Here is a 26,202-nt window from a genome sequence, read left to right as displayed (position 1 = left end):
CCGGCATCTAGAACGTCGGCAAGCGTCCCCGGACGCTTGCCGGTGGCAGCAACACCGCCCGCATTTCGGGGCAGGCAGTAACCGGACCCACCATTTCGCCGCTGCACGCGATGGCCGGCAGCTTCAATGTAGTGATTCAGCAGTATCCTCTTTTAGCGCGGGCGCCCCTGGGTTTGCCCGCGTATTTTTTTGGGCGCCGCCGCCGCAGGTCATACCCCTGATCATTCCGGCATTTATCAGATAAACTACCCTTCATCGCACCGCATCGCTCCCGACCCACCCCATACGCAGCATTCATGAACCTCAAAAATCTCGCCAGAACGCTAGGAATATCCGAAACCACCGTCAGCCGCGCCTTGAATGGCTATCCGGAAGTGAGCGAACGCACGCGCGAGCGGGTGCTGGCCGCCGCGCAGGCGGCCGGCTACCGCCCCAATCCCATGGCGCGCAGCCTGGCCGTGGGGCGCACGAACATCGTCGGCATCATCTACCCGCTGATGCCGAACGACCTGGCCGACCCCATGTTCATCGACATCGTCGGCGGCATGTCCGAAGCGCTGGAAGCGCAGCAGATGGACATGATGATCGCGCCCGCCTCGGCCACCAACGAATTCCACACGTATGAACGCATGGTCAAGGGCCGCCGCATCGATGGCTTGATCGTCGGGCGCACGAAACCGTTCGACGAGCGCATCGCCTACTTGGCGCAGCAGGGCATGCCGTTCGTCGCGCATGGCCGCACGCAGCTGAACCAGCCGCATGCGTGGTTCGACTACGACAACGAAGCGGGCATGCGCCTGGCCGTCGAGCGCCTGGCGCAGCTGGGCCACCAGCGCATCGGCCTGATCAGCGCCACGCCGGACCTGAACTTCGTGCGCCAGCGCGTCGAGAGTTTCCAGCACGCCATGCAGGCGGGCGGCCTGGCCGTCGATCCCGACAACCTGGTCGACAATGCGCACGACCGCCGCGCCGGCTACCAGGCCATGCAGCGCCTTCTGGCCCGCTCGCCGCGCCCCACCGCCGTCATCGTCGACAACCACATGTCGGGCGTGGGCGCCGTGCGCGCCCTGCTCGACGCGGGCATCGCCATCGGGCGCGAAATGTCGCTGATCGTCTGGGGCGTGATGGAAGATTCCCTGGCCGGCCACAACGTCACCACCGTCGTCCAGCCCGACCCGCGCGGCGCCGGCGCGAAGATGATCCACATGCTGCTGGCCCTGATGGACGGCACGCCCGTCACCGACCTGCAGGAACTGTGGCCATGCGAACTGTTGCCGGGGGAATCGGCGGGGCCGGTAATCCACGCCTGATTTACCCCTAGAGCAAACTACAGGGGTCGGACACTGCATTGGAATGCATCCCATTGGACGCATTCCCCCTCAGGGTCCGACCCCAGCCTCCGCTTGGGGTTTCGTAAAACGCCCTCTTCCGCTCTGTTTTGCCCTCCTGAATCACCCTCATAAAAAAATCGCATGTCTGGCGCGTGTATCGCTTTACTTTTCAAAGCGCTTTGAACTATACTCATTTCATACCCAAAGCGCTTTGAATTTTAAAATAAGACGTTCGCCTACCAACCAGCAGCGCCGCCCTGATAGCCACGGCTACAGGCACTTTTAAGAAATCATTCATGCCGACCATTCAGAACAATCTCGCCCACCTGCCCGCCGACTGGTGGCGCAGCGCCGTCATCTACCAGGTCTATCCACGCAGCTTCCTCGACAGCAATGGCGACGGCATCGGCGACTTGCCCGGCATTACCTCCAAGCTCGATTACATCGCCGCCCTGGGCGCCGACATCGTCTGGATCTCGCCCTTCTTCACATCGCCGATGAAGGACTTCGGCTACGACGTGGCCGACTTCTGCGACGTCGATCCCATGTTCGGCACCCTGGCCGATTTCGACCGCCTGGTGGCGCGCGCCCATGAACTGGGCCTGAAAGTGATGATCGACCAAGTGCTGTCGCACTCGTCCGACGTCCACCCGTGGTTCGTGGAAAGCCGCTCCAGCCGCGACAATCCCAAGGCCGACTGGTATGTGTGGGCCGACCAGAAACCGGACGGCACGCCGCCGAACAACTGGCTGTCCGTGTTCGGCGGTTCCGCCTGGCAATGGGAGCCGCGCCGCGGCCAGTACTACCTGCACGATTTTCTCGTCAGCCAGCCCGACCTGAACTTCCACAACCCGGCCGTGCAGCAAGCGCAGCTGGACAATCTGCGTTTCTGGCTCGAGCGCGGCGTCGACGGTTTCCGCTTCGATTCCTGCAATTTCCCCTACCACGACCAGTTGCTGCGCGACAATCCGCCCGCCGCGCAGCGCGATGCGAGCAGCGTGTCGGCCATCAACCCGTACGGCATGCAGGCGCACATGTACGACAAGACGCAGCCGGAAAACATCGCCTACCTGCAGCGCGTGCGCGCCATCCTTGATGAATACCAGGCCATTTCCATCGGCGAAGTGGGCGACGACAATGCGCTGGCCACGATGGCCGCCTACACGGGCGCGGACAAGCTGCACATGGCTTACAGTTTCAACCTGCTGACGGCCGAGTTTTCCGCCGCGCATATCCGCAAGCAGGTGGAAGAATTCGAGGCGCAAGTGGCCGACGGCTGGGCTTCCTGGTCCGTGGGCAACCACGACAGCGTGCGCGTCATGACGCGCTGGGGCGGCCAGAACCCGTCGCCGTCGCTGGCCAAGGTGGTGCTGGCCGTGCAGGCGGCCTTGAAAGGCACGCCCTGCCTGTACCAGGGCGACGAGCTGGCCCTGACGGAAGCGGACATTCCTTTCGAAGCGCTGCAAGACCCGTACGGCATCCCGTTCTGGCCCCAGTTCAAGGGCCGCGACGGCTGCCGCACGCCGATGCCATGGGTGGCCGATGCGCCGCATGGCGGCTTCAGTTCGGCAAAACCCTGGCTGCCCGTGCCGCCCGAACACCTGGCGCGCGCCGTCGATGTGGAAGAAAACGATGCCGGCTCGCCGCTGCGCTTTGCGCAAAATATCCTCGCCTGGCGCCGTACCTTGCCGCAGTTGCTGCGCGGCGACATCGTCTTCTTCGATGCGCCGGAACCCGTGCTGGCCGTGCGCCGCGACTTGCCGGGACAGCCGTCCGTGCTGGCCGCCTTCAACCTGGGCACGGAGGCGGTCACCTTCACTTGGCCTGACGCGGCGCCAGCAGCCGGCCTGGCCGGTCACGGCTTGCCAGGCAGTAAAGATGGCCAGCAGATCAGCCTGCCCCCGCATGGCGGCTGGTTCGGTACCCTGGCGTAAATCGCAGGCATTGGCGGCCATGCCGCCAATTACAATAACGAGCCCCGCGCATCAGCGGGGCCAAATTGAGAGAACGAGGACGACATGGCTGGACTGAAGTTAACAGGCCTGAAGAAGGCATATGGCGACGTGCAAACCCTGCACGGCATCGACCTGGAGATCGCCGATGGCGAATTCATGGTCTTCGTGGGCCCGTCGGGTTGCGGCAAATCGACCTTGCTGCGCAGCATCTGCGGCCTGGAAGAAATCAGCGGCGGCGACTTATTCATCGGCAAGACGCGCATGAACGACGTGCCGCCCGCCAAGCGCGGCATCGCCATGGTGTTCCAGAGCTACGCCCTGTACCCGCACATGAGCGTGGCACAGAACATGGCCTTCGGCCTGAAACTGGCCGGCATGAGCAAGGTACAAATTGCCGACGCCGTGCAGCGCGCCGCGCAAATCCTGCGCATCGAACCTTTGCTCGAACGCAAGCCGAAAGACCTGTCGGGCGGCCAGCGCCAGCGCGTGGCCATCGGCCGCGCCATCGTGCGCAAACCCGACGTCTTCCTGTTCGACGAGCCGCTGTCCAACCTGGACGCCTCCTTGCGCGTGCAGATGCGCATCGAACTGGCGAATCTGCACCGCGAATTGCGCTCGACCATGATTTACGTCACGCATGACCAGGTCGAGGCGATGACCCTGGCCGACCGCATCGTCGTGCTCAACGCGGGACGCATCGAACAGGTGGGCGCACCGCTCGAGCTGTACCACCATCCCGCCAACCTGTTCGTGGCCGGCTTCCTCGGTTCGCCCCGCATGAACTTCCTCAAAGGCAAGATCCACAGCTATATCGACGGCGTGGCCACCATCGCCACCAACGCGGGCGGCATGCTGCAGGCGGCGTTGACGCAGCCGCTGGCCAGCGGTATGCCCGTCACCGTCGGCGCGCGCCCCGAGCACGTGCAGGCATGCGCGCCCGGTGCCGCTGCCGCCATCACGGCCACCGTGCAGGCGGTGGAAAAACTGGGCGACATCAGCTATCTGTATGTGCACGTCCCGGGCGGCGACGAGCCGCTGGTGGTGCGCGCCGATGCGGATACGGACTGGGCGATTGGCCAGTCCGTATCGCTGCAGGTGGCGCCCGCCCGCGTCCACGTGTTCGACGAGCACGGCCAGACCCGCACCTGATCTATCCGCTTTAGGGGCCAGGCGCTACAGGCGCCGCCTGGCCTGGTTGCATCGTTTCAGCCTTGATACTCAACATAAACTTAGCATAAAAAAAGATACTGGAGATTGACATGTCCTTCACGCACCCGAAACGCAGCTTCATCAAAACCACCCTGATCGCCGCCGCCCTGGCCGGCATCGGCAACCTGGCCGCCGTCAGCATGGCGAACGCGGCCGAAGCAGGCACCCTGTTGATCTGGATCAATGGCGACAAAGGCTACAAGGGCCTGGCCAAGGTCGGCGAAGAATTCACCAAGAAAACGGGCGTCAAGGTCGTCGTCGAACACCCGGAAGATGCGCCGAACAAATTCCAGCAGGCGGCCGCCGCCGGCAAGGGCCCGGACATCTGGATCTGGCCGCATGACCGCATCGGAGGCTGGATCGACGCAGGCTTGCTGCAACCAGTGACGCCAAGCAAGGAAGCGCGCGCCGCCATCCTGCCGCTGGCCTGGAATGCCTTTACCGTGGGCGGCAAGACCTGGGGCTACCCGATCTCGATCGAAGCCGTCGCCCTCGTCTACAACAAGGACCTGGTGCCGACCCCGCCAAAAACCTTCGAGGAAATCGCCGCGCTGGACAAGAAACTCTCCGCACAAGGCAAGAAAGCCATCCTGTGGGATTACACGAATACCTATTTCACGTGGCCTTTGCTGGGCGCGGGCGGCGGCTTCCCGTTTGAAGTCAAGTCCGACGGCCGCTACGATGCAGCGAAAACGGGCGTGAACAATGCCGGTTCGCAGGCGGGCGTGAATGCGCTGATGACTCTGATCAACAGCGGCGCCATGCCGAAGGGCGCGGGCTACGCCGAGATGGAAGCGGGCTTCAACCAAGGCAAGATCGCCATGATGATCAACGGCCCATGGTCGTGGGACAATGCGCGCAAATCGAAGATCAATTATGGCGTGGCAACGATTCCTACCGTGGCAGGCAAGACGGCCACCCCATTCGTGGGCGTGCTGGGTGCGATGATTTCGAAAGCCAGTCCGAACAAGGACTTGGCGACGGAATTTCTGGAAAACCAGATGCTGCAGCTCAATGGCCTGAAAACCATCAACGCCGACGTCCCGCTGGGCACGCCAGCTAATAAAGTGCTGTTCGCGGAATTGAAAGCCAATCCGAACATCCAGGCGACGATGGAAAGCGCCCAAGCGGGCCGCCCGATGCCGAACAATCCGGAAATGGGCCGCTTCTGGTCGTCGATGCAATCGGCGCTGGAAAACATCACCCAGGGCCGCCAGACGACCAAGGATGGCCTGGATGCGGCGGCGAAGCGGATTACGACCGCCAATTAATTAGCTTTAGGTAGGTCGGATTAGGCCCGAAGGGCCGTAATCCGACAACATTGTTGGCGGCTGATGTCGGATTACGCGGCGCAGCCGCTAATCCGACCTACGCCACCACGCTTGACATCCAGCATCCATCTTCACAGGTATCCCATCGTGCGCAAGTTTATCGGCCCTACGGTATTGACCATCAGCATGGCGCTGGGTCTGTATCTGCTCTTCATGTTGTACATTTCCGGCCAGACCATGCTGGCCGCCGTTTTCCTCGGCTTGCTGACCCTGACGACGTTTGTCTTCACGTCGCCGCGCGCCTATGCCTACCGTTACCTGTTTCCCGGCATCACGGCGGTCATCGTCTTCGTGCTGCTGCCGATGGTGTACACGGTGTCGATCGGCTTTACCAATTTCAGTTCGCGCAACCTGCTCACCTATGACAGGGCCACGCAATACCTGCTCGACGAGACGCAGCGCGTGGAAAGCGCCGGCTATGCCATGACCGTGCATGCCGACAACAAGGAATACCGCTTGCGCCTGGAAAGCCCGGACACGGGCGAAGTGCTGCTGACGCCGCCGCTGGCCCTGAAGCGCGCCGTCCCGCTGAACGTGGACGTGGCGCCGGCTGACCCCGTGCAGGCGCCCGTGCTGGCCCCTGCCCTGCCTATCAAGGACATCATCGCCCTGCAAAAGGATTTGAAGCTGCTGACGCTTATCCTGCCGAACAGGATCGAGCTGCGCATGGTGGGCTTGCGCGAATTCGGCCCCGTCGCGCATGTCTACAAGCAATTGCCGGACAAGACCCTCAAAAAAGTCGCCACGGGCGAACTCGTGACGCCGAACTTCAAGACGGGCTTTTATGAAATGCCGGACGGCAGCAAACTGGAACCGGGCTTCAAGGTCAATGTGGGCTTTGCCAACTTCGTGAAAATCTTCTCCGATGAAGCGTTCCGCGGCCCCTTCCTGCGCATTTTCGTCTGGACCATCGTCTTCGCCCTGATCAGCGTGGCCACCACGACGGGCCTGGGCATGGTGCTGGCCGTGCTCTTGAACTGGGATGCGCTGCGCTTCCGCGGCCTGTACCGCACCCTGCTGTTCCTGCCCTACGCCGTGCCGGGCTTTATCTCCATCCTGGTCTTCAAGGGGCTGTTCAACAACAACTTCGGCGAAATCAACCTCGTGCTCGACGCCCTGTTCGGCATCAAGCCCGCCTGGTTCTCGGACACCACGCTGGCCAAGGCCATGATCCTGATCGTCAACACCTGGCTCGGCTACCCCTACATGATGGTCGTGTGCATGGGCCTGATCAAGGCGATCCCGTCGGACCTGTACGAAGCGTCGGCCCTGGCCGGCGCGGGACCGCTGACGAATTTCTTCAAGATCACCCTGCCGTTGATCATCAAGCCGCTGACACCGCTGATGGTGGCCAGCCTGGGTTTCAACTTCAATAATTTCGTGCTGATCAGCTTGCTGACGGGCGGACGTCCCGATTTCCTCGATACAACGTTACCGGCCGGTACGACGGACTTGCTCGTGTCCTACACCTACCGCATCGCGTTCGAGGATTCCGGCCAGAACTTTGGCCTGGCCGCCGCCATCTCGACCCTGATCTTCTTCCTCGTGGCCGCGATTTCGCTGGTCAACATGCGCCTGACGCGCATGAACAAAGCATAAAGGACAGTAATGGCTATCGTTGTCGACCGTTCCAACCGCTGGCGCATCCTGGCGGCCCATGTCGCCGTGATCGCGCTGATCGCGCTGGTGATGTTCCCCTTCCTGATGATCTTGTCGATTTCATTACGCCCAGGCAACTTCGCCTCGGGCAGTTTGATCCCGCCCGAGATCAGCTTCGAGCACTGGCGATTGGCGCTGGGCATGTCCTACCAGGCGCCCAACGGCGCCCTGGTCGAACCGGACTTCCCCGTGCTGCTGTGGCTGTGGAACTCCATCAAGGTGGCCAGCATGAGCGCCACCGTCACCGTGCTGCTGTCGACCACCTGCGCGTATGCGTTCGCGCGCATGCAGTTCCGCTTCAAGTCGCAGACGCTGTCCGCGCTGATGCTGCTGCAGATGTTCCCCGCCGTGCTGGCCCTGGTAGCCATCTACGCCATCTTCGACGTGCTGGGCAGCTACGTGCCGTGGCTGGGCATCGACCACCACGGCAGCCTGGTGCTGGCCTACACGGGCGGCATCGCCCTGCATATCTGGACCATCAAAGGCTATTATCAAACCATCCCCGTCGAGATCGAGGAAGCGGCCAAGGTCGACGGCGCCACGCAATGGCAGGCCTTCGTCTACGTGCTGCTGCCGATGACGGTGCCCATCCTGATGGTGGTGTTTTTGTTGTCCTTCATCGGCGCCATCATCGAATACCCGATCGCGTCCGTGCTGCTGCATGAGCAGAACAACCTGACCCTGGCCGTCGGCTCGAAACTGTTCCTGTACGAGCAAAAATACCTGTGGGGCGACTTCGCCGCGGCGGCCATTTTGTCCGGCCTGCCCATCACGGCCGTATTCCTGCTGGCGCAAAAATGGATGATTTCCGGCCTGACGGCCGGCGGCGTGAAGGGCTGACCATGCGACGCTCCCTGACCACGCTGGCCGCCCTGTTACTCAGCGCTTCGGCGCAGGCAGGCAGCTTCAGCTTCGCTGACAACCCCATCGTCTACTTTGCCGTCACGGACCGTTTCGCCAACGGCAATCCCGGCAACGACCACAGTTACGGCCGCGCCGCCGACCCGCAAGGCGGCGACGTGGGCAGCTTTCACGGCGGCGACATCGCCGGCATCACGCAGCAGCTCAAAGCCGGCTATTTCAAGGAACTGGGCGTCAACGCCCTGTGGATCACGGCGCCGTACGAGCAGATCCACGGCTGGGTGGTGGGCGGCAAGCAGCAATTCCGCCACTACGCCTACCACGGCTACTGGGCGCTCGACTACACGACCATGGACGCCAACATGGGCACGCGCGACGAATTGCGCGAGATGATCGCCACGGCGCACGCGCAAGGCATCCGCGTGCTGTTCGACGTGGTGCTGAACCACCCCGGCTATGCGGACTTGCGCACCCTGGCCGAATACAAGGTGCCCGTGCTGTGGGCTGGCCATGACAAGGCTGCGCTGCGCGACTATCACAGCTTCATCGACTACAACAACTTCGAATTCAAGCAATGGTGGGGGCCGGACTGGGTACGCGCCGGCCTGCCCGGCTATTCCGATGGCGGCAAGGACGATTACACGATGCAGCTGGCCTACCTGCCCGACTTCCGCACGGAAAGCGGCAAGGCCGTGGGTTTGCCGCCGATTTTGCAGCGCAAGACGGACACGCGTGCCGTGGCCCTGCCCGGCACCACGGTGCGCGGTTATCTGGTGCACTGGCTGGCCGATTGGGTGCGCGAATTCGGCGTCGACGGTTTCAGGGCCGACACCGTCAAGCACGTGGAGCCGGCCAGCTGGCTGGCCCTGCGCGCGGCCGCCACCGAGGCCCTGGCCGACTGGAAGACGCGCCATCCCGAACAGAAGATCGACGATGCGCCATTCTGGATGACGGGCGAAGCGTGGGGCCATGGCCCCGAGCGCAGCAGCTGGTTTGATGCCGGCTTCGACTCGATGATCAATTTCGACTTTCAACACCGCGCGGGCGGCGACTGGAAAAGCATCGACGGCGTGTACCGCCAGTACGCGGGCTTGCTGGCGAAAGGGCCACGCTACGACATCCTGTCGTACATCTCCTCGCACGACACCAGCCTGTTCCCGCGCGATCAATTGAAGCACGGCTTGTCCGCCCTGCTGCTGGCGCCGGGCGGCGTGCAGCTGTTCTATGGCGATGAAAGCGCGCGCCAGCCCGGCGCGGCGCCCGTCGGCGACGAACAGCAGGCCACGCGCTCCGACATGAACTGGGGCTCGCTCGATGCAGCCACCCTCGCGCATGCGCGCAAGCTGGGCCAGTTCCGGCTGCGCCACCCCGCGCTGGCGCGCGGCGAGCATCGCCTGATCGATGAAAAACCGTATGCCTTCGCCCGCGTGATCGATGGTGGCGCCGTCATCGCCGTGCCCGAAGCGCAAGGCGCGCTCTCACTGAAGGTACACGGCGTGTTCGCCGATGGCGCCAAGCTGCGCGACGCTTATACAAATCAAACCTACCTGGTAAAAAATGGCGCCGTCGCGGTGAACGCGGCCGGCACCGTCCTGTTAGAAAAGGCTGCACCATGAGTACCTATGACATTTTAGTAGTTGGCGGCGCCGGCATCGACACGATCGTGCGCGTCCCCGACCTGCAATTGCCCGTGGCCGATTCGCTGCACGTGCCCCCCATCCGCGACTACGTGGCGCACACGGGCAATGGCGTGGCGCTCGGTTGCCACGCGCTGGGCCTGCGCTGCAAGTTCATCGACTTCATCGGCGACGATGCGCAAGGCGCGGCCATCCTGCAGCGCTATAAAGAGACCAGGCTCGATTTTTCACACCTAGTCGAACCGTCGGGCACGCGGCGCAGCGTCAACCTGGTCGACCCGCAGGGGCGCCGGCTGTCGCTGTACGACGGCCGCCACCCGGAAGACCTGCGCATGCCGGCCGCTTTCTATCTTCCCTACCTGGGACCGGCGCGCCACGCGCACTTTTCCATCATGGGCTGGGTGGCCGCACTATTTGACGACGCGCAAGCGTGCGGCACGACGGTGTCGACCGATCTGCACGACTGGGATGGCGTCAACCCGCACCACAAGGTCTTTGCCCTGCGCGCCGACCTGGTGTTTCTCAGCACGGCGGCGCTGGGCGAACGTCGGGACGACGTCATGCGCGAAATTATTTCGCAAGGCCGCGCGCAGGCCGTGATCGCCATGGCCGGCGCGCACGGCGCCTTCCTGCTGGAACGGGGCAGCGCGTCCGTGCGCCACACTCCGACGGCGGGATTGAAGCTGCCCGTGGTGGACACGAATGGCGCCGGCGACTCGTTCGTCGCCGCCTTCCTGCACGCCTGGCTGGCAGGACTGCCGCTGGAGGACGCCATGCGCCGCGGCGCCATCGGCGGCGCGTTTGCCTGCGCCCAGCATGGCACGCATGAACGGTTCATCGGCCAGGCAGAGCTGGATGACTTATATCAAGACAGCACTAGCTTATGACTTAATATTCTATCAAGCGTAGCAACGGGATAACGGACGCATGGCACAATGGCTGCGAATTTCAAACGCTTCACCAACGCATACCATAGCAACCGGAGACCACATGAGAATCGAAACCCTGGCCGTGCACGCCGGCTACACCCCCGACCCGACCACCAAGGCCGCCGCCGTCCCCATCTACCAGACGGTGGCCTACGCCTTCGACAATGCCCAGCATGGCGCCGACCTGTTCGACCTCAAGGTCGCCGGGAACATCTACACGCGCATCATGAACCCCACGCAGGACGTGCTGGAAAAGCGGGTCGCGGCGCTGGAAGGCGGCGTGGCCGCGCTGGCCGTCGCATCGGGCATGGCGGCGATCACCTACGCGATCCAGACCATCGCCGAAGCGGGCGACAATTTCATCTCCGCCAGCCAGCTGTATGGCGGCACCTACAACCTGTTTGCCCACACCCTGCCGCAGATCGGCATCGAAGTGCGCTTCGCCGACGCGCGCCAGCCCGAGACCTTCGCCGCCCTGATCGACGCGCGCACCAAGGCCATCTTCTGCGAATCGATCGGCAACCCGCTGGGCAACGTGACGGACGTGGCGAAACTGGCCGAAATCGCGCATGCGCACGGCATCCCGCTAATCGTCGATAACACGGTACCGAGCCCCTATCTGTTCCGCCCCATCGAGCATGGCGCCGACATCGTCGTCCATTCGCTGACCAAATACCTGGGCGGCCACGGCACCACCGTGGGCGGCGCCATCGTCGACAGCGGCAAATTTCCGTGGGCCGAGCACAAGCAGCGCTTCAAGCGCCTGAACGAGCCGGACGTGTCCTACCACGGCGTCGTCTACACGGAAGCGTTCGGCCCCGCCGCCTTCATCGGCCGCGCGCGCGTCGTCCCGCTGCGCAACATGGGCGCGGCCATTTCGCCGCTCTCCGCCTTCCAGCTGATCCAGGGCATCGAGACGCTGGCCCTGCGCATGGACCGCATCTGCGACAATACGCTGGCCCTGGCCAAGCACCTGAAGCAGCATCCGAAAGTCGCGTGGGTCAATTACGCGGGCCTGGAAGACCACCCGGACCACGCGCTGGTGAAAAAATACATGCACGGCCGCGCCTCGGGCATCCTGTCCTTCGGCCTGAAACTGGCCGCCGGAGAAGATCCGCGCGCTGCCGGCGCCCGCGTGCTCGACGCCCTGCAGCTGTTCACGCGCCTGGTCAACATCGGCGACGCCAAGTCGCTGGCCACCCATCCGGCATCGACCACGCACCGCCAGCTCAATCCCGAGGAACTGGCCAAGGCGGGCGTGTCCGAAGACATGCTGCGCCTGTCCGTCGGCATCGAGCATATCGACGACTTGCGCGAAGACCTGGAACAGGCCTTGAACGCGGCGTAAGGCTTTTTTTCGCGCCGTTCCCCTGGGGAGTTCATGCCATAATTGACGGTATGAACTCCCCTTCCTCTTCGCCGGAGCAGCCGGTATCCGGCCAGTTCCGCGCCGAATATGCGCGCCGCATGAACGCCGTGCTCGACCATATCGACCGCCACCTGGACACGCCGCTGGACCTGGCCCAACTGGCCGACGTCGCGCACTTTTCGCGTTTTCACTTTCACCGCGTATTCGCCGCCTGGATGGGCGAAACCTTGGGCGATTATGCGCGCCGCCGGCGCCTGGAATCGGCCGCCTTGCGGCTGGCCTGCCGTCCCGGCGAGTCGATACTAGACATCGCGCTGGCGACGGGCTTCGGTTCCGGCGAAGCTTTTGCGCGCGCCTTCAAGCTGAAATTCGGCTGCACGCCGACAGCCTGGCGCGCCGGCATTGCCGCGAAAAACGCCGCCATGCTCGCGGCCATGCGCCTGCGCCGGCAAGATAGCAATCCGGATCAGGCCATGCGCAATACCGATCAGGAATACGGACCGAACTTCCAGCACCATGGGCACTCCAATCCACTTGATAGAGAGAGTCCCATGCAAGTCACCATCCTCGACCTGCCGCCCGCCACCGTCGCGTGCCAGCGCCATATCGGCCCCTACGGCCCCGCCATCAGCGCCTTCTGGCGCGACACCGTATCACCGTGGATGCAGTCGCACGGCCTGGGCGACGCCACCTGCTACGGCATCGGCCTAGACGATCCCAGCATCACGCCGCCGGAAAAATGCCGCTACGACGCCTGCGTCGCCGTGCCCGACGGCTTCCAGTCAGGCGGCCGCGCCAGCCTCGCCACCCTGCCAGGCGGGCGCTATGCGGTGGCGCAGTTCAAGGGACCGTCCAGCGCCATCCCCGACGCGTGGACGCGCATGGCGCGCGAATGGCTGCCGGCCAGCGGCCTGCAGTGGGACGAGCGCCCCTGCTTCGAGCGCTTTGCCGCCGCCACGGCGATGGACCCGGCCACCGGCGAATTCTCTTGCGAGATCTGCATCCCCGTGCAGCCGCTGTAACAATCTCGTCGGATTACGCGGCAGGCACGGCTTCGTGCCGCGCGGCCTTGGCGGTAACTGCGTAGGTCGGATTAGCGCAGCGTAATCCGACACCGCCGCGTACGCCACGCATCCGCCATTAAGGTCCCGTCAGCACCTGCGCCACCTGCCTGACCCTGTCATCCACGGAACCTGACACATTGACATAGGCGATCCCCCGCCGCGCCAGCTCGGCCTGATACCACGCATGCTGGCGCGCGCGGAAATCCTCGTCGCGGCGGGTGCCGTCCTGAATGAAGGGGAAATCGGGCGCGCACAGCAGCATAAGGTCATAGCGGTGTTCGGCCAGCTGGGCCAGTTCCTGCTCGGCCCTGCCGAACATCTCGACGCAGTAAAAATACGTGGTTATGGGCGAGGTATCGCAAAACAGCCAGCGCCGCGCAGCCAACAGCGCCTGCGCTTCGCGGCGCAGCTGTTCCCGGCCGATCTTCAGCAGATCGTCATAGTGCAATACGCCATCCTGGCGCTCCCATAACTCTCGGCCGTACTCAGCCACCCAGGCCGTCTCGAAATGCCGCGCCAGCGCTTGCGTCAAAGTCGTCTTGCCGCTCGACTCGCCGCCGAGCACGCACACGCGCGTGACGAAATCGGCGCGCACAACGGGCGACAGGAAGGCGCTGTGCGCATGCGGGTCTTGCCGTGCCACAGTGCCGGACACGGGCACCAGGGTTCTTGCCTGGTCCACGCTCACGTGCGCCACCGCGCCAGCTGCATAATGCCGTTCCAGCACCTGCGCAAAGCCGGGGCCATACTCTTCGCTGCTAAACACGGCATCGACGGGCAAGTCCAGCACCGTCCAGCACAGCCAGCCCATGAAGTGGCGATGGTCGTCGCCATCGGCGTCGTTGTGCGGCAGCGCACGCGCCGGCACGCCGCGCGCCGCGCACAGGGCGGCCAGGCGCGCATCGTCGAGCACCACGATGTGCGCTTGCGGGAATTGCGCGCGCAGCCACCGTTCCCGGCGCGCCGGTTCCAGGCCGGGAAATTCGGGCTTGGTGTAGCTGACCACCAGCAGCTCTTCGCAGGCGTCTTGCGCACGGTTGATCAACAGTTCATGGCCCTGATGCAGCGGGCAAAATTTGCCGACCACAAGGCCGCGTTTATGGAGCTTCATGCTGCCGCTTCCCGCAAATCCGAGGTGTATTGAATGATCTTGTCTTCCGCCAGCAAGGTCTCGACCGCGATGTCGCCGAAAAAGGGCGCGAGCAAGGCGCGCGCACGGTCAGCCTGCGGCATGGCGTTCGGCGCCAGGCGCAGCGCGACGGCGCCGTCGCCATGCTGATGCACGCCGAACAGGGCGATGGCCAGCGGTTTCAGGGCATGCGTGATGTCGATATTGTTGATCCAGTCGCCGTTGACCGTCCTGTAGCGCAAGGGGCTGCGGCCAGCCAGGCCCACCAGCACGGGGCCATGCGGGCCATGCAGCAGCGACGCGTAATCGCCCGTGCGGTAGCGCACGAGGGGCAGGCAAAAGTTAAAACCGCCCGTCACGGTGATTTCACCGCGCGCGCCATCGGGCACGGGCTGTCCCGCAGCATCGAGGATTTCCACGTACAAGCGGTGCTGCAGCAACACATGGCCGCCCGCCCGCTCGTCGTACACGGCGACGGGTCCCACTTCATTGAGCGAATAGATATCGAGCACGGGGCAGCCGAAACGCGCTTCCAGCCGCGCGCGCATGCCGGGCAACAACATCATCGAGACGGACAGCAGCGCGGCAGGCTTGTGCGTCATTGACAAGGTCAGCAGCTCGGCAAACGAGATGGGGTCGCCCGCGATCAGCTCGGGCGCCATGGCGTCCAGGTAGCGCGAGCGGTCTTCAGGCTGGCGCCAGTCGTCCACGTGCAGGTTGATCTTCGCCAGGCCCGATTCGTTCATCGTCGGCGTGACGGAGACATAGGTGAAGCAGCGGCGCTGGTGCCCCAGCAGCATCACGCCCACCTGGCCCGCGCCATGGCGCAGGGTCACGCCGAAGCGGCGCAGCGCGCGCTTGTGGAAGGCCAGGTAGCGCCCCGCCACCAGCGGATGCGAGGCGATCAGCAGCGGATGGCCCGTGGTGCCCGTCGTCTGGAAATTGATCATGCGCGCCAGGTCCGCATCGTCGGGCACGAAGGCGGCGATGTCGTGGGCCAGTTCGGCGCGGCTGACGGGCGCCACGTCCGCAAGGCGCGCGGGGGGCGAGCCGCAGGCACGATAATACGGCACCGTGGCGTAGGTCGTCCTGAGAAAATCCGCCAGCCAGGGCGGCGGCGCGGCGGCGCTCCAGCCGATCGCGGCATCCATGACGTCCTGTTCATAGGCGCGCAGCGCTTCGACCTCCGCCGCCAGCAGCTTGTTGCCGCTGCGGTTGCGGTACCGGGGTGCGCACGGATGGCTGCGCAGCTTTTCCAGCATGCGCGCCCCCGCCGGCGTCAGGGTGGGACAATAGTCGCGGTCCGATTCCCAGGCACCGCCCGGCAGGTTGACGTCAGGTTTGCCAGCGAGCGTCATTCGCGCGACCACTTGTCGGCCGATTCCTCGGCCGCCTTCTTCGCCAGCGCCTCGCGGATCTCGCGCGAACGCTGCTCGGCCAGGCGGCTCGCTTCGAGCAGGCGGCGGCGCTCCGTGCCGCTGATGGCGGACAATCTGTCCGTCGCCTGCGCCACGCTTTCATCGCGGGGCCGAAAACCCAGGCGTGCCAGCACGATGCGCGCCAGTTCCTCGCGCCGCTCCGGGTCTTGCGTGAACTGGTGTGCCGGCGTACTGGCGGCCAGTTCGCGCGCCGCCTCGCCCAGCACCTGCAGCAGGTCATGCTGCGGCAACCGCTGTGCGATGAACCACTCGTCGGCCAGCAGCCAGCACAGGATCATGGCCAGCGCCAGCCGGTTGCGGTCGGCCTTCACTTGCGCGCCGACAAAACCCTGCAGTGACACGGCCGGCGCACGCGCGCCATGCAGCAGCACAATGTCGTTGACCAGCGCGGCCACCGCCACGGCCTGCGCATTGGCGACACCGGCGATACGGGGCTCGGCGAGGAATTCGACGGGCGTGTCGGCCAGGCGGTGGGTTAAGGTTTCGAGGTGGGGACCAGAGATATTCATGGGCCTTTTCTTATACAGTGATGTGCAAATTTAGCCCGAAAAGCAAAGGCTGGGGTCAGACCCGGCGGGTCTGACCCCGGATTTAAACATAGTGGCGCCGGCTGAACGCCCGCGCAAAGTCCAGCAAGTCCTCGTAGCGCTCGACGGCGTGGATATCCCAGCCCTGCTCGCGGCGCGCGCGTTTCAGGTCGTCATAGGTCTGCTGCAGCCACTTGTGGCTCGCCGCGCCATCCCAGTCGCGCGCCAGGTTCAGGGCCATGGTGCCGCCCGCGCCGCCCTGGGCCAGCGCCTTGGCGGAAATATCCCAGCCGCTGTTGCCCAGTTCATCCTTGTCGAACATGGAGGTGATGCCATCGTCGGAAATCATCAGGATGTGCGCGGGCCGTTCGCGCTTGCCCGCATAGGTCTTGCGCAGACAGTGGATGGGGAAACAGGTGCCGCCGCCAAAAAACTCCGTCAGCACGCCCAGGATCAGGTCTTCATCGCGCACGAAGCCGGGCGTCTGCATCACCTCGTTCTTGCCGCTCCACAGGGTCACCTGCACTTTCGCGCCGGCGCGCAGGGCGGACAAGGCGATGACGGCGCCGGCCAGGGTCAGGAACGAGGTGTGCGCCTGCGGGTTCGGCATGGAGCCGGAACTGTCCACGTACATGTCCAGGTCGACGGGCACGGCGTCGACGGCGCGCGCCGGTTCGCGGCCATACACGCGGCGCACGGTCGTCACGCCGGGCACGGGGCGCGGCGACTGCATCACGGATTGCAGCCAGTCTATTTCCTCAAGCGGATCGCCGATTTCCCACGCTTCCAGCCCTTCCATCTGCGGCTCCTGCGACTCGGGCGCGGGGCGGCTGGGAAACGCTACCAGGTGCGGCAAGGCGCGCTCGCGGTAGTAGCGGATGGCGATTTCATGGTCGCTCAGATCGATGCCCGAGGCCTTCAGAATGTCGCCCAGCTCGAACGGTTCGCGCAGCTGGCCGCCGCCCTGCCCTGCCGGCGCCTCGCCTTGCGGCTCCTCGCCATCGAGGCCGGAAATGCGCTTGTCGTGCACCGGGTGGATGGCGCCGCCCTCCTCGTCATCCTCGATCTGCTGCGCGCCATACGTCTGGCAGCCCCGGGCCGCGTCGCGCGTGTCCTGCAGATAACGGCTCGGGCCCAGAGCATCCGTATCGTCGACCAGATAGGGCAGCAGCAAGGTGGCGAAGCGGCCCGCCGCCAGCATCCAGTCGTTTGCATACACGCGTATCAGGCGCGCGCCCAGCCAGGCGTCCGTGTCCAGGCGTTCGTCCGCCTCGTGCTCAGCCCCTGCTCCGCCCAGCTCTCCCTTTTCCAGCTGCCACAGGTTTTCATAGATGCGCATGTACAAGGTCCATACGCCGCCGCTGCCCTTGGCGCGCGCTTCCACCGTGCGCCCCTGCTGCAGCTTGCGGTAGATGTCGGCCATGCGCAGATTCGCCTGGCGCTGCAAGCGGTCGTTGATGAACAGGTCCGTGTACAGATTGGCCACCATGGGCGCGTGCTGCTCCAGTGTGGGCAAGGCGCGGCGCATGCGCGCCAGCAAACGGAACTGGTCGCCGGCGCTGCCCGGCGCGAGGATATGGTGGCCGATTTCATGGGCGAGGATTTCCAGCGCATAGCCGTCCAGCCCCAGTTCCGTCACCAGCGGCAAGTCCACCACCACGCTCTGGTCCAGCAGCCGGATCATGGCGAAGCTGCCGGACAGGCCCTGCTTGCTGGCCTCGACGCGGCTGGCACACAGGCTGGGGTCGCGCAGGCGCGTAAATTTGCTCCATACGGCCAGGGCCTCGGGCCAGGCAGCGCGCCAGGCCTCGATCAGGGCCGTGTCGGTGATCTTGTTCATGCGAGCGGCAGCAGGCGGATCGCGTGCGTCCATGGCGACGTGACGGCGACCGTATGCGCATTGGCGGCGATGGCGATGTCGCCGGCCGGCACATCGAGTTCGATGCGGCGCGCGCCGATCTGCAGGGTCGTCCTATCGAGCCGCACGGCCGCCGGCATGCCCGTTTGCCCCTGCTCGAACTCCTGCGCCGTGGCGCTGTGCAGCACGGCGCCAAAGGCGTCGGCCACCAGCAGGTAATGGCGCTCGCCGCTGCGCACGATAAAACCATCCGCCGCAGCGCGCACCTGCGGCGGCGCGCCGAAGTCGCCACCGAGGCCTGTGAAGCTGCCGAACTCCCTGCCGTCAGCATTGCCGCGCCACGGGTACTCCATCAGCTGCGCATGCACCTGCGGCCATGGCGCACCGGCTTCATCGAAAGCGGCCAGCGCCAAGGCGGGCGGCAATGTATCGGCGGCGGCCAGCGCGCCCTGGCGGAAATGCGCGACGCCGGCGCGCCAGGCCAGCACCTGGCCCACGGCGCGCAGCTGCGCCAGCGTGGCGATCTTCGGCGCCAGGGCGGCCAGCTCGCGCTGCCACTGCGTGGGACGCGCCCCCGCCACGGAGGCGATGTGGACGGCGGCGTTGCTCAGCATGCCCAGCACGTCGATGGGCGCCGTCGCCAGCAGCGTGGAAAGCTGCGGCGCCAGCTCGCGCCAGACGGTATTGAGGAAGGGATTTTTCGCGGCCGGACCGGCCAGGCCATGGCCCACCAGTTCCAGGGCCATGTCGTAGGCGGCCAGGGTCACGCCGCCCGCTCGCTCGGGCGCGGCGGCGGCCACGGCGACCACCAGCGGATCGACGCCGTCGAGCAAGAAGGCGCCGAAGGCGGCCATGTCGAGCGAGGGAAAGCGCCGGCGCGCTTCCGCCGCGCGCGCATTGAACTGGGCGCGGCCGCCGGCAAGTAGCGAGGCAAAGGCAGGAGAGATCATCGCGGCCCCTCAGTCGCTGTGCGAAAAGTGCAGCAGATAGCGTTCATTCCCCAGTTCGAACGCGATCTCGTCCCAGTGGATGGCGTACCAGAAACCGGCGGGCGGCGTCATCGTCACGGCATACGTGGAAAAACCGCCCAGCGCCTCGTCGAGCGATTCGAGGAAGGCGGCCACCAGCTGCGCGCGGAAGCGTGTCGGCGGCGCCGCCTGCATGTGCCGCGACGAGAAAAACCAGCGCTGGCACACTTGTTCCAGCTGCGCGCGTCCGCACGGCGCCGCCTTGATGTGCCACAAGGCGGCCGGCAAGTCGCGTGCCGGCTCGATGACGTGCAAGGCATGGTCTTCCACGCGCAAGCCCAGCGCCGTGGCAAGGTCCGGCGCGTCGGGCAGGCGTGATAATTCGTAGCTCGCGCACAGGTCGCTCGCTTCGCCATTAAGCATGGCCAGCGCTTCCAGGAAGCCTTGACAGTGCGGCACGCTCATTGCGAACGCAGCCAGCTGCGATAGTTGGTGTAGCGCTGATGCAGGTATTTCAATTTCAGCAGGTCGTCGTACAGGGGGCCGTACAGCTTGCGCCCCTTCGTGCGTTCGCCGATCAGCTTTTCGATGCGGTTCAGGCGCGCCAGGGTTTCACGTTCGCTGACGCCGTCGAGGCCCAGGTCGAATTCGGCCGACAGCACGCCCACGGGATCGTCACGGTCCAGGTCCAGGCGGTTGAATTCATCGTTGGACAGGTCGAACAGGCGGCGCAGCCAGCCCAATCTGTCGCTGCGGTAGGCGGCGTTTTCCGGCAGCGCGAAAAATGGCGCGTCCGGGTCCGGCTGCAGCTTGTTATGCAGGACGAAGGGCAGCACCTGGCGCAAGTCTTCCAGCGCCACCTCGCCATTGCCGCGGAAATACGCCATGGCCTTGGCGTAGATCATGAGCGCCATCAGGGTGCGCACGGAGATGCCGTTCAAGGTCTGGCAACCGAGATCCTTCAAACGGTCGCGCCCATTGTCGGCCGCCTGCGCGGCGCCCCGGTCGGCACCGGCCAAACGGGCCGTGTCCTTGGTCATGTATTCGAACTGGCCGCCGGCCGTCTCGAACAGCTCGAACTGGCTGGCAAAAAATTCCAGGCGGCGGCGCACGGCGTCGGGTATGCCCACCTGGCGGATCGCTTCGCCGATCTGGTCCACCTCCCCTTCCGTGAAGATGATATCGGGCGGCACCAGCTCTTCGGGACGCACGTTTTCTTCCACGCGCAGCAGCAGCTCGTTCAGGAAGCGCGGGTTGAAGGCCAGCGCCTGCACCGTCACGTCGACCCGGTCGCGCAGCGCCTCGATCACCTGGTAGGTGCCGCCGCCCTGGTCGTCGTTGGCCGTCAGATACCAGGCCGCTTCCGGGCACTCGTAAATATGGTTCAGCACTTCCGCGTAATTGTCGCCCATGACGGTGAGCAGCGCGCTTTGCGTGCGCGTGGGGATGCGGTTGTATTCATCGACGATCTTCACGCGCATGCCCAGCCAGGCGCGCCAGGCGATGCGGATATCGTCCATACTTTGCGCGTTGACCAGGTCGGCCGGTAAGGGATTGCCGAGCAAATCGGCCACCGTCATCTGCGGGTGGCCATGCTGCATCGCGCGTTTGACTTCCTTGACGGTGGAACCGGCCAGCACGCCCATCAGCAGGGCGCTGGCCGTCTTGCCCCGCCCCGGCCCGCCCACAAACAGGCATTTGCGGCGCGTGGCGAACGTCAGCAGGGGCAGCAAAATAAAACTCGAATAGCTTTGCGCCGACGGCAAATTCAATGTACGGCGGCTGTCGCCCACGGAATACGTCTGCGACGGGCCGTCGTTGTACTCGATGTCGTAGTGGGGGCTGATGATGGCATGGTTGACGATCCAGAAATACGCCTGGCGCAGCTTTTCATCGAAAGGCCGCGCTTGCGCCTCGCCTTCCGCTCCCAGCGCGATGGGGCCCTGGTACAGGTCCGCCACATCGAACTGCCGCACGGCGGGCGCGGCCTTGGGCTTGGTGGGGGCTTGGGACAAGCGCTGGAACAAATTGAATGCAGACATAGAAATCATCAAAAAGGCATCGAATCAACCCCTAAAGCCAAGGACCGGGGTCGGACCCTCAGGGTCCGACCCCAGCATTTCGCTGGGGTTACGGAAATGAAATTATTGCATATCAAGTGCCTTCGGCCTTGTTCAAATCAACAACGGTTTCCTCCAGCTTGCGCCAGCGCCACCAGCCCAGCGCCACGCAGGCCAGTAGCAAGGCCAGCAAGCCCGCCACTTCATGGCGGATTTCATACAGCGACGCGCCCATCTGGTTGAGCGCAACAAAGCCCTGGATGCCAGCCGTGGACGGCAGCAGCCAGCGCAGCCATTGCAGCACGACGGGCATGGACGATACGGGCCAGGTCAGGCCCGCGAGGAACAGCACCGGCATCGAGGTGGCGATCATCAGCTGCGTGCCCCGTTCGCGCGTGCGGAACAGCATGCCCAGCAGCATGCCGAACGCCGCCTCCGCCAGCGAGAACAGCACCAGCAGCAACAGCATGCCGCCGAAGTTGCCGCCACGGGGGTAATCCTGGAACCAGAAGACGAAGCCGAAGAAATAGCAGCAATTGAGGAAAGCCACGCAGGCAAACGCCAGCAGCATGCCCGCATAGCCGCCCGCCGTGCGCCGGCCGGCCAGCGGAAAGCTCTTGCGCTGGTACCAGGTGCCGAACAGCATGGTCATGCCGATCAGCAAGGTCTGCTGCACAATAAGAGTAGCCACGCCTGGTACGACATACGCGCCATAGCCTTCCTTGACGTTAAACAGGGGCACGGCATCGAAGGCAATGGGCGAGCGCTGCTGGTTGGCCTGCACGGTCGATGGCGTGCCCGCCCCCAGGCGTTTGAGTTCGATACCGGCCGACACCGTGCCCACCACTTCGGCCAGGCCGTTCAAGGCCACCTTGTTGAGCATCAAGTACAGGCCATTGCCCGCCACCTGCGCATGGGCGGCGCGGCCGGCCAGCACGTCCGTCTGCAAACCGTCGGGAAGGATCAGCACGCCCATGACCTTGTCGCGCCACAGCAAATCCTGCGCGACGGACAAGTCCGGCGTGACGGCCACGACTTGCAGCGAGGGGTGAGCCATGGCGAAGCGCGTGAGCTGGCGCGACATGGCGCTGCGGTCCTGGTCGACGACGGCCACGGGCACGCGCTGGACGATTTCCGTCGAGTATGGCAGCGGATAAAAGAAGGAATAGATGATGCCGCCGATAAACAGCAAGGTCAGCGCCCCCTTGTCCGTCAGCATGGCGCGCCAGGTGGCGATAAAAGCCGGCCAGATCATGCGCGCCCCCAGGCCGCAGGCATATTCGCGCGGCGCGCCAGCAGGAATACGCCCACGGCGCCGCAGCCGATGGCAAAGCCGGCCAAGATCAGCATTTCCTGCACGCCATAGCGCCACGGTGCGCCGGCCAGCCAGTATTTCGTTTGCAATTGCAGATAATGCGTGAGCGGCAAGGCTTCCGCCCAGGCGCGCGCCGGTGCCGGCATGGCCATCAGGGGAAAGGCCTGGCCTGCGAACGCGAAGGCCGGTGCGGTAATAAATGCCGCGCCCGACAGGGCCAGGCGCAGGGACAGGGTGGCGCCGATCAGCAAGGTGGCCATGCCGCAATACGCGAGCACCAGCAGCAGCATGCTCAGCAGCAAGGCCGGCAAGCTGCCCGCCACGGCCCAGCCACGCGCCAGGCTGAAGAACAGCAGATACAGCAGCGCCAGCGCGCAGTAGGCGATCACGGGAAACAGCAGCTTGGCGCCGACGGCACGCAGCCAGCTGCCCTTGGCCGAGGCCAGCCATTGCGGCACCGTGCCGTCGCGCAACTCGCGTCCGATGGACGTGACGACGGCAACGACGATGAAGATCTGCAGCATGGCCGGCATCAGGGCCAACGTTAAAAATGCTTCATAGCTGATGTTCTCGTTATATAAACTGTTCAGTGTCGTGCGGATCGGTTCGAACTGGGCCGCCGCCTGCACGCCCGACATGCCCTTTTTTGCGCGCGCCGTCATCTCGATGCCGGCCGACAAGGTCGTGCTGACCGTGCGCACGTCGCGCAGCAAGGCGCCCGCATGCGAGGAAAACTGCGCGTTGTACAGCCATTGCACGGTGGCTTGCCTGCCGCCCAGCAGTTTCTGTTCGAAATCGTTCGGGATCAGCAGGTAGCCGAACGCCGTACGCTCGCGCAAGCGATGCAGGGCTTCGTCGCTGGAGGCCACTTTCGCCGCCACCGCGATGCCGGGCGAAGCGTCGAGCCAGCGCGTGAGCTGGCGCGACAAGGTCGAGTTGTCGTTATCGATGACGACGATGGGCAAGTCGCGCGCGATGCCGGCGGAAAACACCAGCCACAGCATGCCGCACAGCACGACGGGAATCCAGCTGAGCATGCCGAAGTCCCAGAAATCGCCGCGCAGCCGCGCCCACTCGCGCGCCAGCGCAGAAACCGGCCCCTTATCCGCTTCGTTCATCGCGTATCAGAGCGGTGGAAACACGACCGACATGCCCGGGCGCAAGCCCTCGACCTTGATGGCGGGGCGCAGCCGGATTTCAAACGTGCGCAAGTCCGTGCCGCCCGGGCGGGCCGCGCGCCACGTGGCGAAATCGGGCAGCACGGCCACGGAACTGACCTTGAAGCTCACTTGCTGCTTCAAGGCCGGCACATTGGCCGTATGCGTGCTGCCCATGGCAAACGCGGCCATTTCATCTTCGCGCACCTGCAGCACGGCCCAGGCGTCATCGAGGTTCACCAGGGTGATCACGGGGAAGCCTTGCGGCGCCAGTTCACCGGGCTGTATCTGGATCTTGCTGACCTGCCCGGCCACGGGCGCGGCGATCTTCGTTTCCGCCAGGGCGACCTGCGCTTCCGTCAGCACGGCGCCCACCTGGCGCGCCTGGGCGGCGGCGGCCGTCTTGTCTTCCGGACGGGCGCCCTTTTGCGCCATGTCATATTGCGCGCGGGCCGCTTGCGCCAGCTGGTCGGCGGCGCGCCATTGCGCTTGCGCCTCGTCGCGTTTCTGCTGCGCGATCACGCCTTGCTCGTACATATTGTTGACGCGGGTGTACGTGGTCTTGGCGATGGTGGCGCCCGTTTGCGCCCGCTCCCAGTTGGCTTTCGCGGCGGCGATTTCTTCCGGACGCGCACCCGCTTGCGCCTTTTGCGCCACGGCATCGGCTGCCTGCGTGGCGGCCGTCGCTTGCGCGACCTTGGCATCCACTTCAGGACTCGTCAGCTGGAACAGCAGCTCGCCTTTCGGCACCGTCTGGCCCAGCTTGACGTACAGCTCGCCCACCCTGCCCGGCACTTTCGACGAGACATTGACTTCCTGCGCATCCATCTGTCCCTGCAAAGGCAGGCGCTGCGGCTGGAACGCCTGGTACAAGCCCCAGCCCACGAAGCCCAGGACGAGGATGGCGGCGACTATGGCCAATGGTTTTTTGGAGGTGCTCATTATTATTTGTCCACAGGTAATTGGATATCGGCCGCAGCGGCCAGGCTGCCCAGGCGCTGCGTCTCGCCCGTCGCTTCCAGCAATTGCGCCAGGCCCATCACATAGTTATAGGCAGTCTGCGCGCGCTGGGTCTCGACCTTGGCCAGGTTCAGGCGCGCGTCGACCACTTCCAGCGACGTCACTTGTCCTTGCTGGAAGGCGACCGTTTGCAAACGGATATTTTCGCGCGCCAGCTCCACCGACGACGCCGTGGACAGGTACTGGATGCGGGCGTTTTCCAGCGCGCGCCAATTCTTTTCGATCAGGGTAGGAATGTCGCGCTCGGCCTGGCGCGCCACCACTTCCACGCGCTCCTGGTCCAGCTTGGCGGCGGCGATCATCTTGCCCGTGTTGATGCGGTGCACGAGCGGCACGGCCACGACGAGGCCAATGGCCCAGTTCGACCGCACGAGTTTTTCGTTGCCGCGATTCAAGTTGTAGTTACCGATGGCAAAGACGGTGGGCGCATATTCCTTGCCGTGCAGCTTCAAGGCTTGCTCGGCCTGCACGCGCTTGCTGTCGATCTTTTTCCAGTTCGCATTTTCGCGCATGCCCGTGCTGATGAACGATTGCAAGGTGCCGACGGGCAGGCTGTTGACGAACAGGGGCGTGCTGGGAAGCACTTGCGTGTTGACGGCGAGCAAACGGTCGAGCGCCACCTGGGCGATTTCCTCATCGCTGCGCGCCTGCGCCTCGTCGCTGCGGGCGCTGTCCAGGGCCACGTCGGCACGCAGGCGTTCCGCGCGCGAAATCAGGCCGCCCTTTTCCAGCTTGGCCGCGTCGCGCTGGTGCTGCGTCACGCCGGCCGTCACTTCGGCCCGCACGGCCACCACCCGCTTCGCCAGCAATAATTGAAAATAGCGCTGCGCCACCAGGGTGGCCAGCTGCTCTTCCGCTTCCGTGCGCTCCGCCTGCGCGGCCAGGGTCAGGCTCGACGCGAGGCCCTTGACGGCGTCCAGGCGCCCGCCCGTGTAGATGGGCCACATGCCCAGCAAGCCGAACGAGGTCAGGTCCGTCACCACTTCGCGGCTCAGGGAATTGGGAATCTGTGGTTTGGGCAAGCCGGGAATCGATGGCAGCACGGACTCGATGCCGCCCACCACGCCGGACAAGCCGCTCGTATCGATGTTCAAGTCCGTCGACAGGCGGCCGCGAAACGCCGTCAAGTCCACGGAAGGGCCGTCGATATTCGACAGCGCCTCCGCCTTGAGGGTCTTCGCGCGCACGTCGAGCGCGGCGCCCTGCACGGCGCCCGAAGCGGCTGCCGCTTGCTGCAGCGCTTCGCTGAATGTCAGAGGTTCCGCCAGGGCCGGCATGGCCGCGCCCAGCGCGCTCGCCAGCAATAATGATAAATGTCCTTGCAATCTGCCCATGTAGCGTCCAGTCAATGAATGAGGGGAAAGCACGGGGTTGCCATGTTTAT

The 26,202-nt window shown here is 64.7% G+C and carries 21 protein-coding genes; 10 read left to right on the top strand and 11 right to left on the bottom strand.

What is annotated here, in order from left to right:
* The first annotated feature begins 296 nt into the window (after positions 1-296).
* From AC3RCG_RS11510 to AC3RCG_RS11465, 10 genes are all read left to right on the top strand, one after another.
* Positions 297-1,310 carry a substrate-binding domain-containing protein gene (locus AC3RCG_RS11510; RefSeq protein ID WP_070218272.1) on the top strand — a complete coding sequence of 338 codons (1,014 nt, stop codon included), beginning with the start codon at positions 297-299 and terminating at the stop codon, positions 1,308-1,310.
* Between the two features lie 317 nt (positions 1,311-1,627).
* A complete protein-coding gene (locus tag AC3RCG_RS11505) occupies positions 1,628-3,265 on the top strand; it encodes an alpha-amylase family glycosyl hydrolase (protein ID WP_492403969.1) in 1,638 nt (545 codons plus the stop codon).
* Positions 3,266-3,349: 84 nt separating this feature from the next.
* Positions 3,350-4,435 (top strand): ABC transporter ATP-binding protein, encoded by a 1,086-nt coding sequence (locus AC3RCG_RS11500; RefSeq protein ID WP_070218274.1) that lies wholly within the window; start codon positions 3,350-3,352, stop codon positions 4,433-4,435.
* A gap of 110 nt (positions 4,436-4,545) precedes the next feature.
* The gene (gene malE, locus AC3RCG_RS11495) at positions 4,546-5,766 is read left to right on the top strand and encodes a maltose/maltodextrin ABC transporter substrate-binding protein MalE (protein WP_070218275.1); all 1,221 of its coding nucleotides are present in this window, start codon (positions 4,546-4,548) and stop codon (positions 5,764-5,766) included.
* Between the two features lie 147 nt (positions 5,767-5,913).
* Positions 5,914-7,425, top strand: coding sequence for a maltose ABC transporter permease MalF (gene malF / locus AC3RCG_RS11490; protein WP_492403972.1), 1,512 nt, complete (start codon positions 5,914-5,916; stop codon positions 7,423-7,425).
* 9 nt (positions 7,426-7,434) lie between these two features.
* Positions 7,435-8,325 (top strand): maltose ABC transporter permease MalG, encoded by an 891-nt coding sequence (gene malG / locus AC3RCG_RS11485; RefSeq protein WP_070218276.1) that lies wholly within the window; start codon positions 7,435-7,437, stop codon positions 8,323-8,325.
* A 2-nt stretch (positions 8,326-8,327) separates the two neighbouring features.
* Positions 8,328-9,962, top strand: coding sequence for an alpha-amylase family glycosyl hydrolase (locus AC3RCG_RS11480; protein WP_492403975.1), 1,635 nt, complete (start codon positions 8,328-8,330; stop codon positions 9,960-9,962).
* Positions 9,959-10,870, top strand: coding sequence for a carbohydrate kinase family protein (locus tag AC3RCG_RS11475; RefSeq protein ID WP_492403977.1), 912 nt, complete (start codon positions 9,959-9,961; stop codon positions 10,868-10,870). Before AC3RCG_RS11480 ends, AC3RCG_RS11475 begins: the two co-directional genes overlap by 4 nt.
* 103 nt (positions 10,871-10,973) lie before the next feature.
* Complete coding sequence (locus tag AC3RCG_RS11470) at positions 10,974-12,260, top strand: O-acetylhomoserine aminocarboxypropyltransferase/cysteine synthase family protein (RefSeq protein ID WP_409026688.1); 1,287 nt, start codon at positions 10,974-10,976, stop codon at positions 12,258-12,260.
* A gap of 50 nt (positions 12,261-12,310) precedes the next feature.
* Positions 12,311-13,303 carry an AraC family transcriptional regulator gene (locus AC3RCG_RS11465; RefSeq protein ID WP_492403979.1) on the top strand — a complete coding sequence of 331 codons (993 nt, stop codon included), beginning with the start codon at positions 12,311-12,313 and terminating at the stop codon, positions 13,301-13,303.
* A gap of 118 nt (positions 13,304-13,421) precedes the next feature.
* Here the strand turns inward: AC3RCG_RS11465 and AC3RCG_RS11460 are convergent, their stop codons facing one another.
* From AC3RCG_RS11460 to AC3RCG_RS11410, 11 genes are all read right to left on the bottom strand, one after another.
* On the bottom strand, positions 13,422-14,456 hold the full coding sequence (locus AC3RCG_RS11460) for an AAA family ATPase (protein WP_492403981.1): 1,035 nt from the start codon (positions 14,454-14,456) through the stop codon (positions 13,422-13,424).
* Positions 14,453-15,832: a phenylacetate--CoA ligase family protein gene (locus tag AC3RCG_RS11455; RefSeq protein ID WP_492403983.1), complete on the bottom strand. Its 1,380-nt coding sequence runs from the start codon at positions 15,830-15,832 to the stop codon at positions 14,453-14,455. The genes AC3RCG_RS11460 and AC3RCG_RS11455 overlap by 4 nt, the downstream gene beginning before the upstream one ends.
* Positions 15,829-16,422: a hypothetical protein gene (locus AC3RCG_RS11450; protein WP_492403985.1), complete on the bottom strand. Its 594-nt coding sequence runs from the start codon at positions 16,420-16,422 to the stop codon at positions 15,829-15,831. The genes AC3RCG_RS11455 and AC3RCG_RS11450 overlap by 4 nt, the downstream gene beginning before the upstream one ends.
* Positions 16,423-16,504: 82 nt before the next feature.
* Entirely contained in the window at positions 16,505-18,280 is a 1,776-nt protein-coding gene (locus AC3RCG_RS11445) for a VWA domain-containing protein (RefSeq protein ID WP_492403987.1), read from the bottom strand.
* Positions 18,277-19,248 carry a hypothetical protein gene (locus tag AC3RCG_RS11440; protein ID WP_492403989.1) on the bottom strand — a complete coding sequence of 324 codons (972 nt, stop codon included), beginning with the start codon at positions 19,246-19,248 and terminating at the stop codon, positions 18,277-18,279. Before AC3RCG_RS11440 ends, AC3RCG_RS11445 begins: the two co-directional genes overlap by 4 nt.
* A gap of 9 nt (positions 19,249-19,257) precedes the next feature.
* On the bottom strand, positions 19,258-19,725 hold the full coding sequence (locus AC3RCG_RS11435) for a hypothetical protein (RefSeq protein ID WP_162995613.1): 468 nt from the start codon (positions 19,723-19,725) through the stop codon (positions 19,258-19,260).
* A gap of 2 nt (positions 19,726-19,727) precedes the next feature.
* On the bottom strand, positions 19,728-21,308 hold the full coding sequence (locus tag AC3RCG_RS11430) for an AAA family ATPase (RefSeq protein WP_409026692.1): 1,581 nt from the start codon (positions 21,306-21,308) through the stop codon (positions 19,728-19,730).
* A 112-nt stretch (positions 21,309-21,420) separates the two neighbouring features.
* On the bottom strand, positions 21,421-22,581 hold the full coding sequence (locus AC3RCG_RS11425) for an ABC transporter permease (RefSeq protein ID WP_492403991.1): 1,161 nt from the start codon (positions 22,579-22,581) through the stop codon (positions 21,421-21,423).
* Positions 22,578-23,759, bottom strand: coding sequence for an ABC transporter permease (locus AC3RCG_RS11420; RefSeq protein ID WP_492403993.1), 1,182 nt, complete (start codon positions 23,757-23,759; stop codon positions 22,578-22,580). Before AC3RCG_RS11420 ends, AC3RCG_RS11425 begins: the two co-directional genes overlap by 4 nt.
* Positions 23,760-23,765: 6 nt before the next feature.
* Positions 23,766-24,740 carry an HlyD family secretion protein gene (locus tag AC3RCG_RS11415; RefSeq protein ID WP_492403995.1) on the bottom strand — a complete coding sequence of 325 codons (975 nt, stop codon included), beginning with the start codon at positions 24,738-24,740 and terminating at the stop codon, positions 23,766-23,768.
* 2 nt (positions 24,741-24,742) lie between these two features.
* On the bottom strand, positions 24,743-26,152 hold the full coding sequence (locus AC3RCG_RS11410; RefSeq protein WP_492403997.1) for a TolC family protein: 1,410 nt from the start codon (positions 26,150-26,152) through the stop codon (positions 24,743-24,745).
* Positions 26,153-26,202: the final 50 nt, after the last annotated feature.

The sequence above is a fragment of the Janthinobacterium sp. GW823-FHT01H08 genome, assembly GCF_058797855.1.
This window is presented reverse-complemented; position numbering and strand designations above follow the sequence as displayed.

Coding starts and splice junctions, on each gene's coding strand:
- AC3RCG_RS11510 (WP_070218272.1), top strand. CDS start 297: ATGAACCTCAAAAATCTCGCCAGAACGCTAGGAATATCCGAAACCACC.
- AC3RCG_RS11505 (WP_492403969.1), top strand. CDS start 1,628: ATGCCGACCATTCAGAACAATCTCGCCCACCTGCCCGCCGACTGGTGG.
- AC3RCG_RS11500 (WP_070218274.1), top strand. CDS start 3,350: ATGGCTGGACTGAAGTTAACAGGCCTGAAGAAGGCATATGGCGACGTG.
- malE (WP_070218275.1), top strand. CDS start 4,546: ATGTCCTTCACGCACCCGAAACGCAGCTTCATCAAAACCACCCTGATC.
- malG (WP_070218276.1), top strand. CDS start 7,435: ATGGCTATCGTTGTCGACCGTTCCAACCGCTGGCGCATCCTGGCGGCC.
- AC3RCG_RS11480 (WP_492403975.1), top strand. CDS start 8,328: ATGCGACGCTCCCTGACCACGCTGGCCGCCCTGTTACTCAGCGCTTCG.
- AC3RCG_RS11475 (WP_492403977.1), top strand. CDS start 9,959: ATGAGTACCTATGACATTTTAGTAGTTGGCGGCGCCGGCATCGACACG.
- AC3RCG_RS11470 (WP_409026688.1), top strand. CDS start 10,974: ATGAGAATCGAAACCCTGGCCGTGCACGCCGGCTACACCCCCGACCCG.
- AC3RCG_RS11465 (WP_492403979.1), top strand. CDS start 12,311: ATGAACTCCCCTTCCTCTTCGCCGGAGCAGCCGGTATCCGGCCAGTTC.
- AC3RCG_RS11460 (WP_492403981.1), bottom strand. CDS start 14,456: ATGAAGCTCCATAAACGCGGCCTTGTGGTCGGCAAATTTTGCCCGCTG.
- AC3RCG_RS11455 (WP_492403983.1), bottom strand. CDS start 15,832: ATGACGCTCGCTGGCAAACCTGACGTCAACCTGCCGGGCGGTGCCTGG.
- AC3RCG_RS11450 (WP_492403985.1), bottom strand. CDS start 16,422: ATGAATATCTCTGGTCCCCACCTCGAAACCTTAACCCACCGCCTGGCC.
- AC3RCG_RS11445 (WP_492403987.1), bottom strand. CDS start 18,280: ATGAACAAGATCACCGACACGGCCCTGATCGAGGCCTGGCGCGCTGCC.
- AC3RCG_RS11440 (WP_492403989.1), bottom strand. CDS start 19,248: ATGATCTCTCCTGCCTTTGCCTCGCTACTTGCCGGCGGCCGCGCCCAG.
- AC3RCG_RS11430 (WP_409026692.1), bottom strand. CDS start 21,308: ATGTCTGCATTCAATTTGTTCCAGCGCTTGTCCCAAGCCCCCACCAAG.
- AC3RCG_RS11425 (WP_492403991.1), bottom strand. CDS start 22,581: ATGATCTGGCCGGCTTTTATCGCCACCTGGCGCGCCATGCTGACGGAC.
- AC3RCG_RS11420 (WP_492403993.1), bottom strand. CDS start 23,759: ATGAACGAAGCGGATAAGGGGCCGGTTTCTGCGCTGGCGCGCGAGTGG.
- AC3RCG_RS11415 (WP_492403995.1), bottom strand. CDS start 24,740: ATGAGCACCTCCAAAAAACCATTGGCCATAGTCGCCGCCATCCTCGTC.
- AC3RCG_RS11410 (WP_492403997.1), bottom strand. CDS start 26,152: ATGGGCAGATTGCAAGGACATTTATCATTATTGCTGGCGAGCGCGCTG.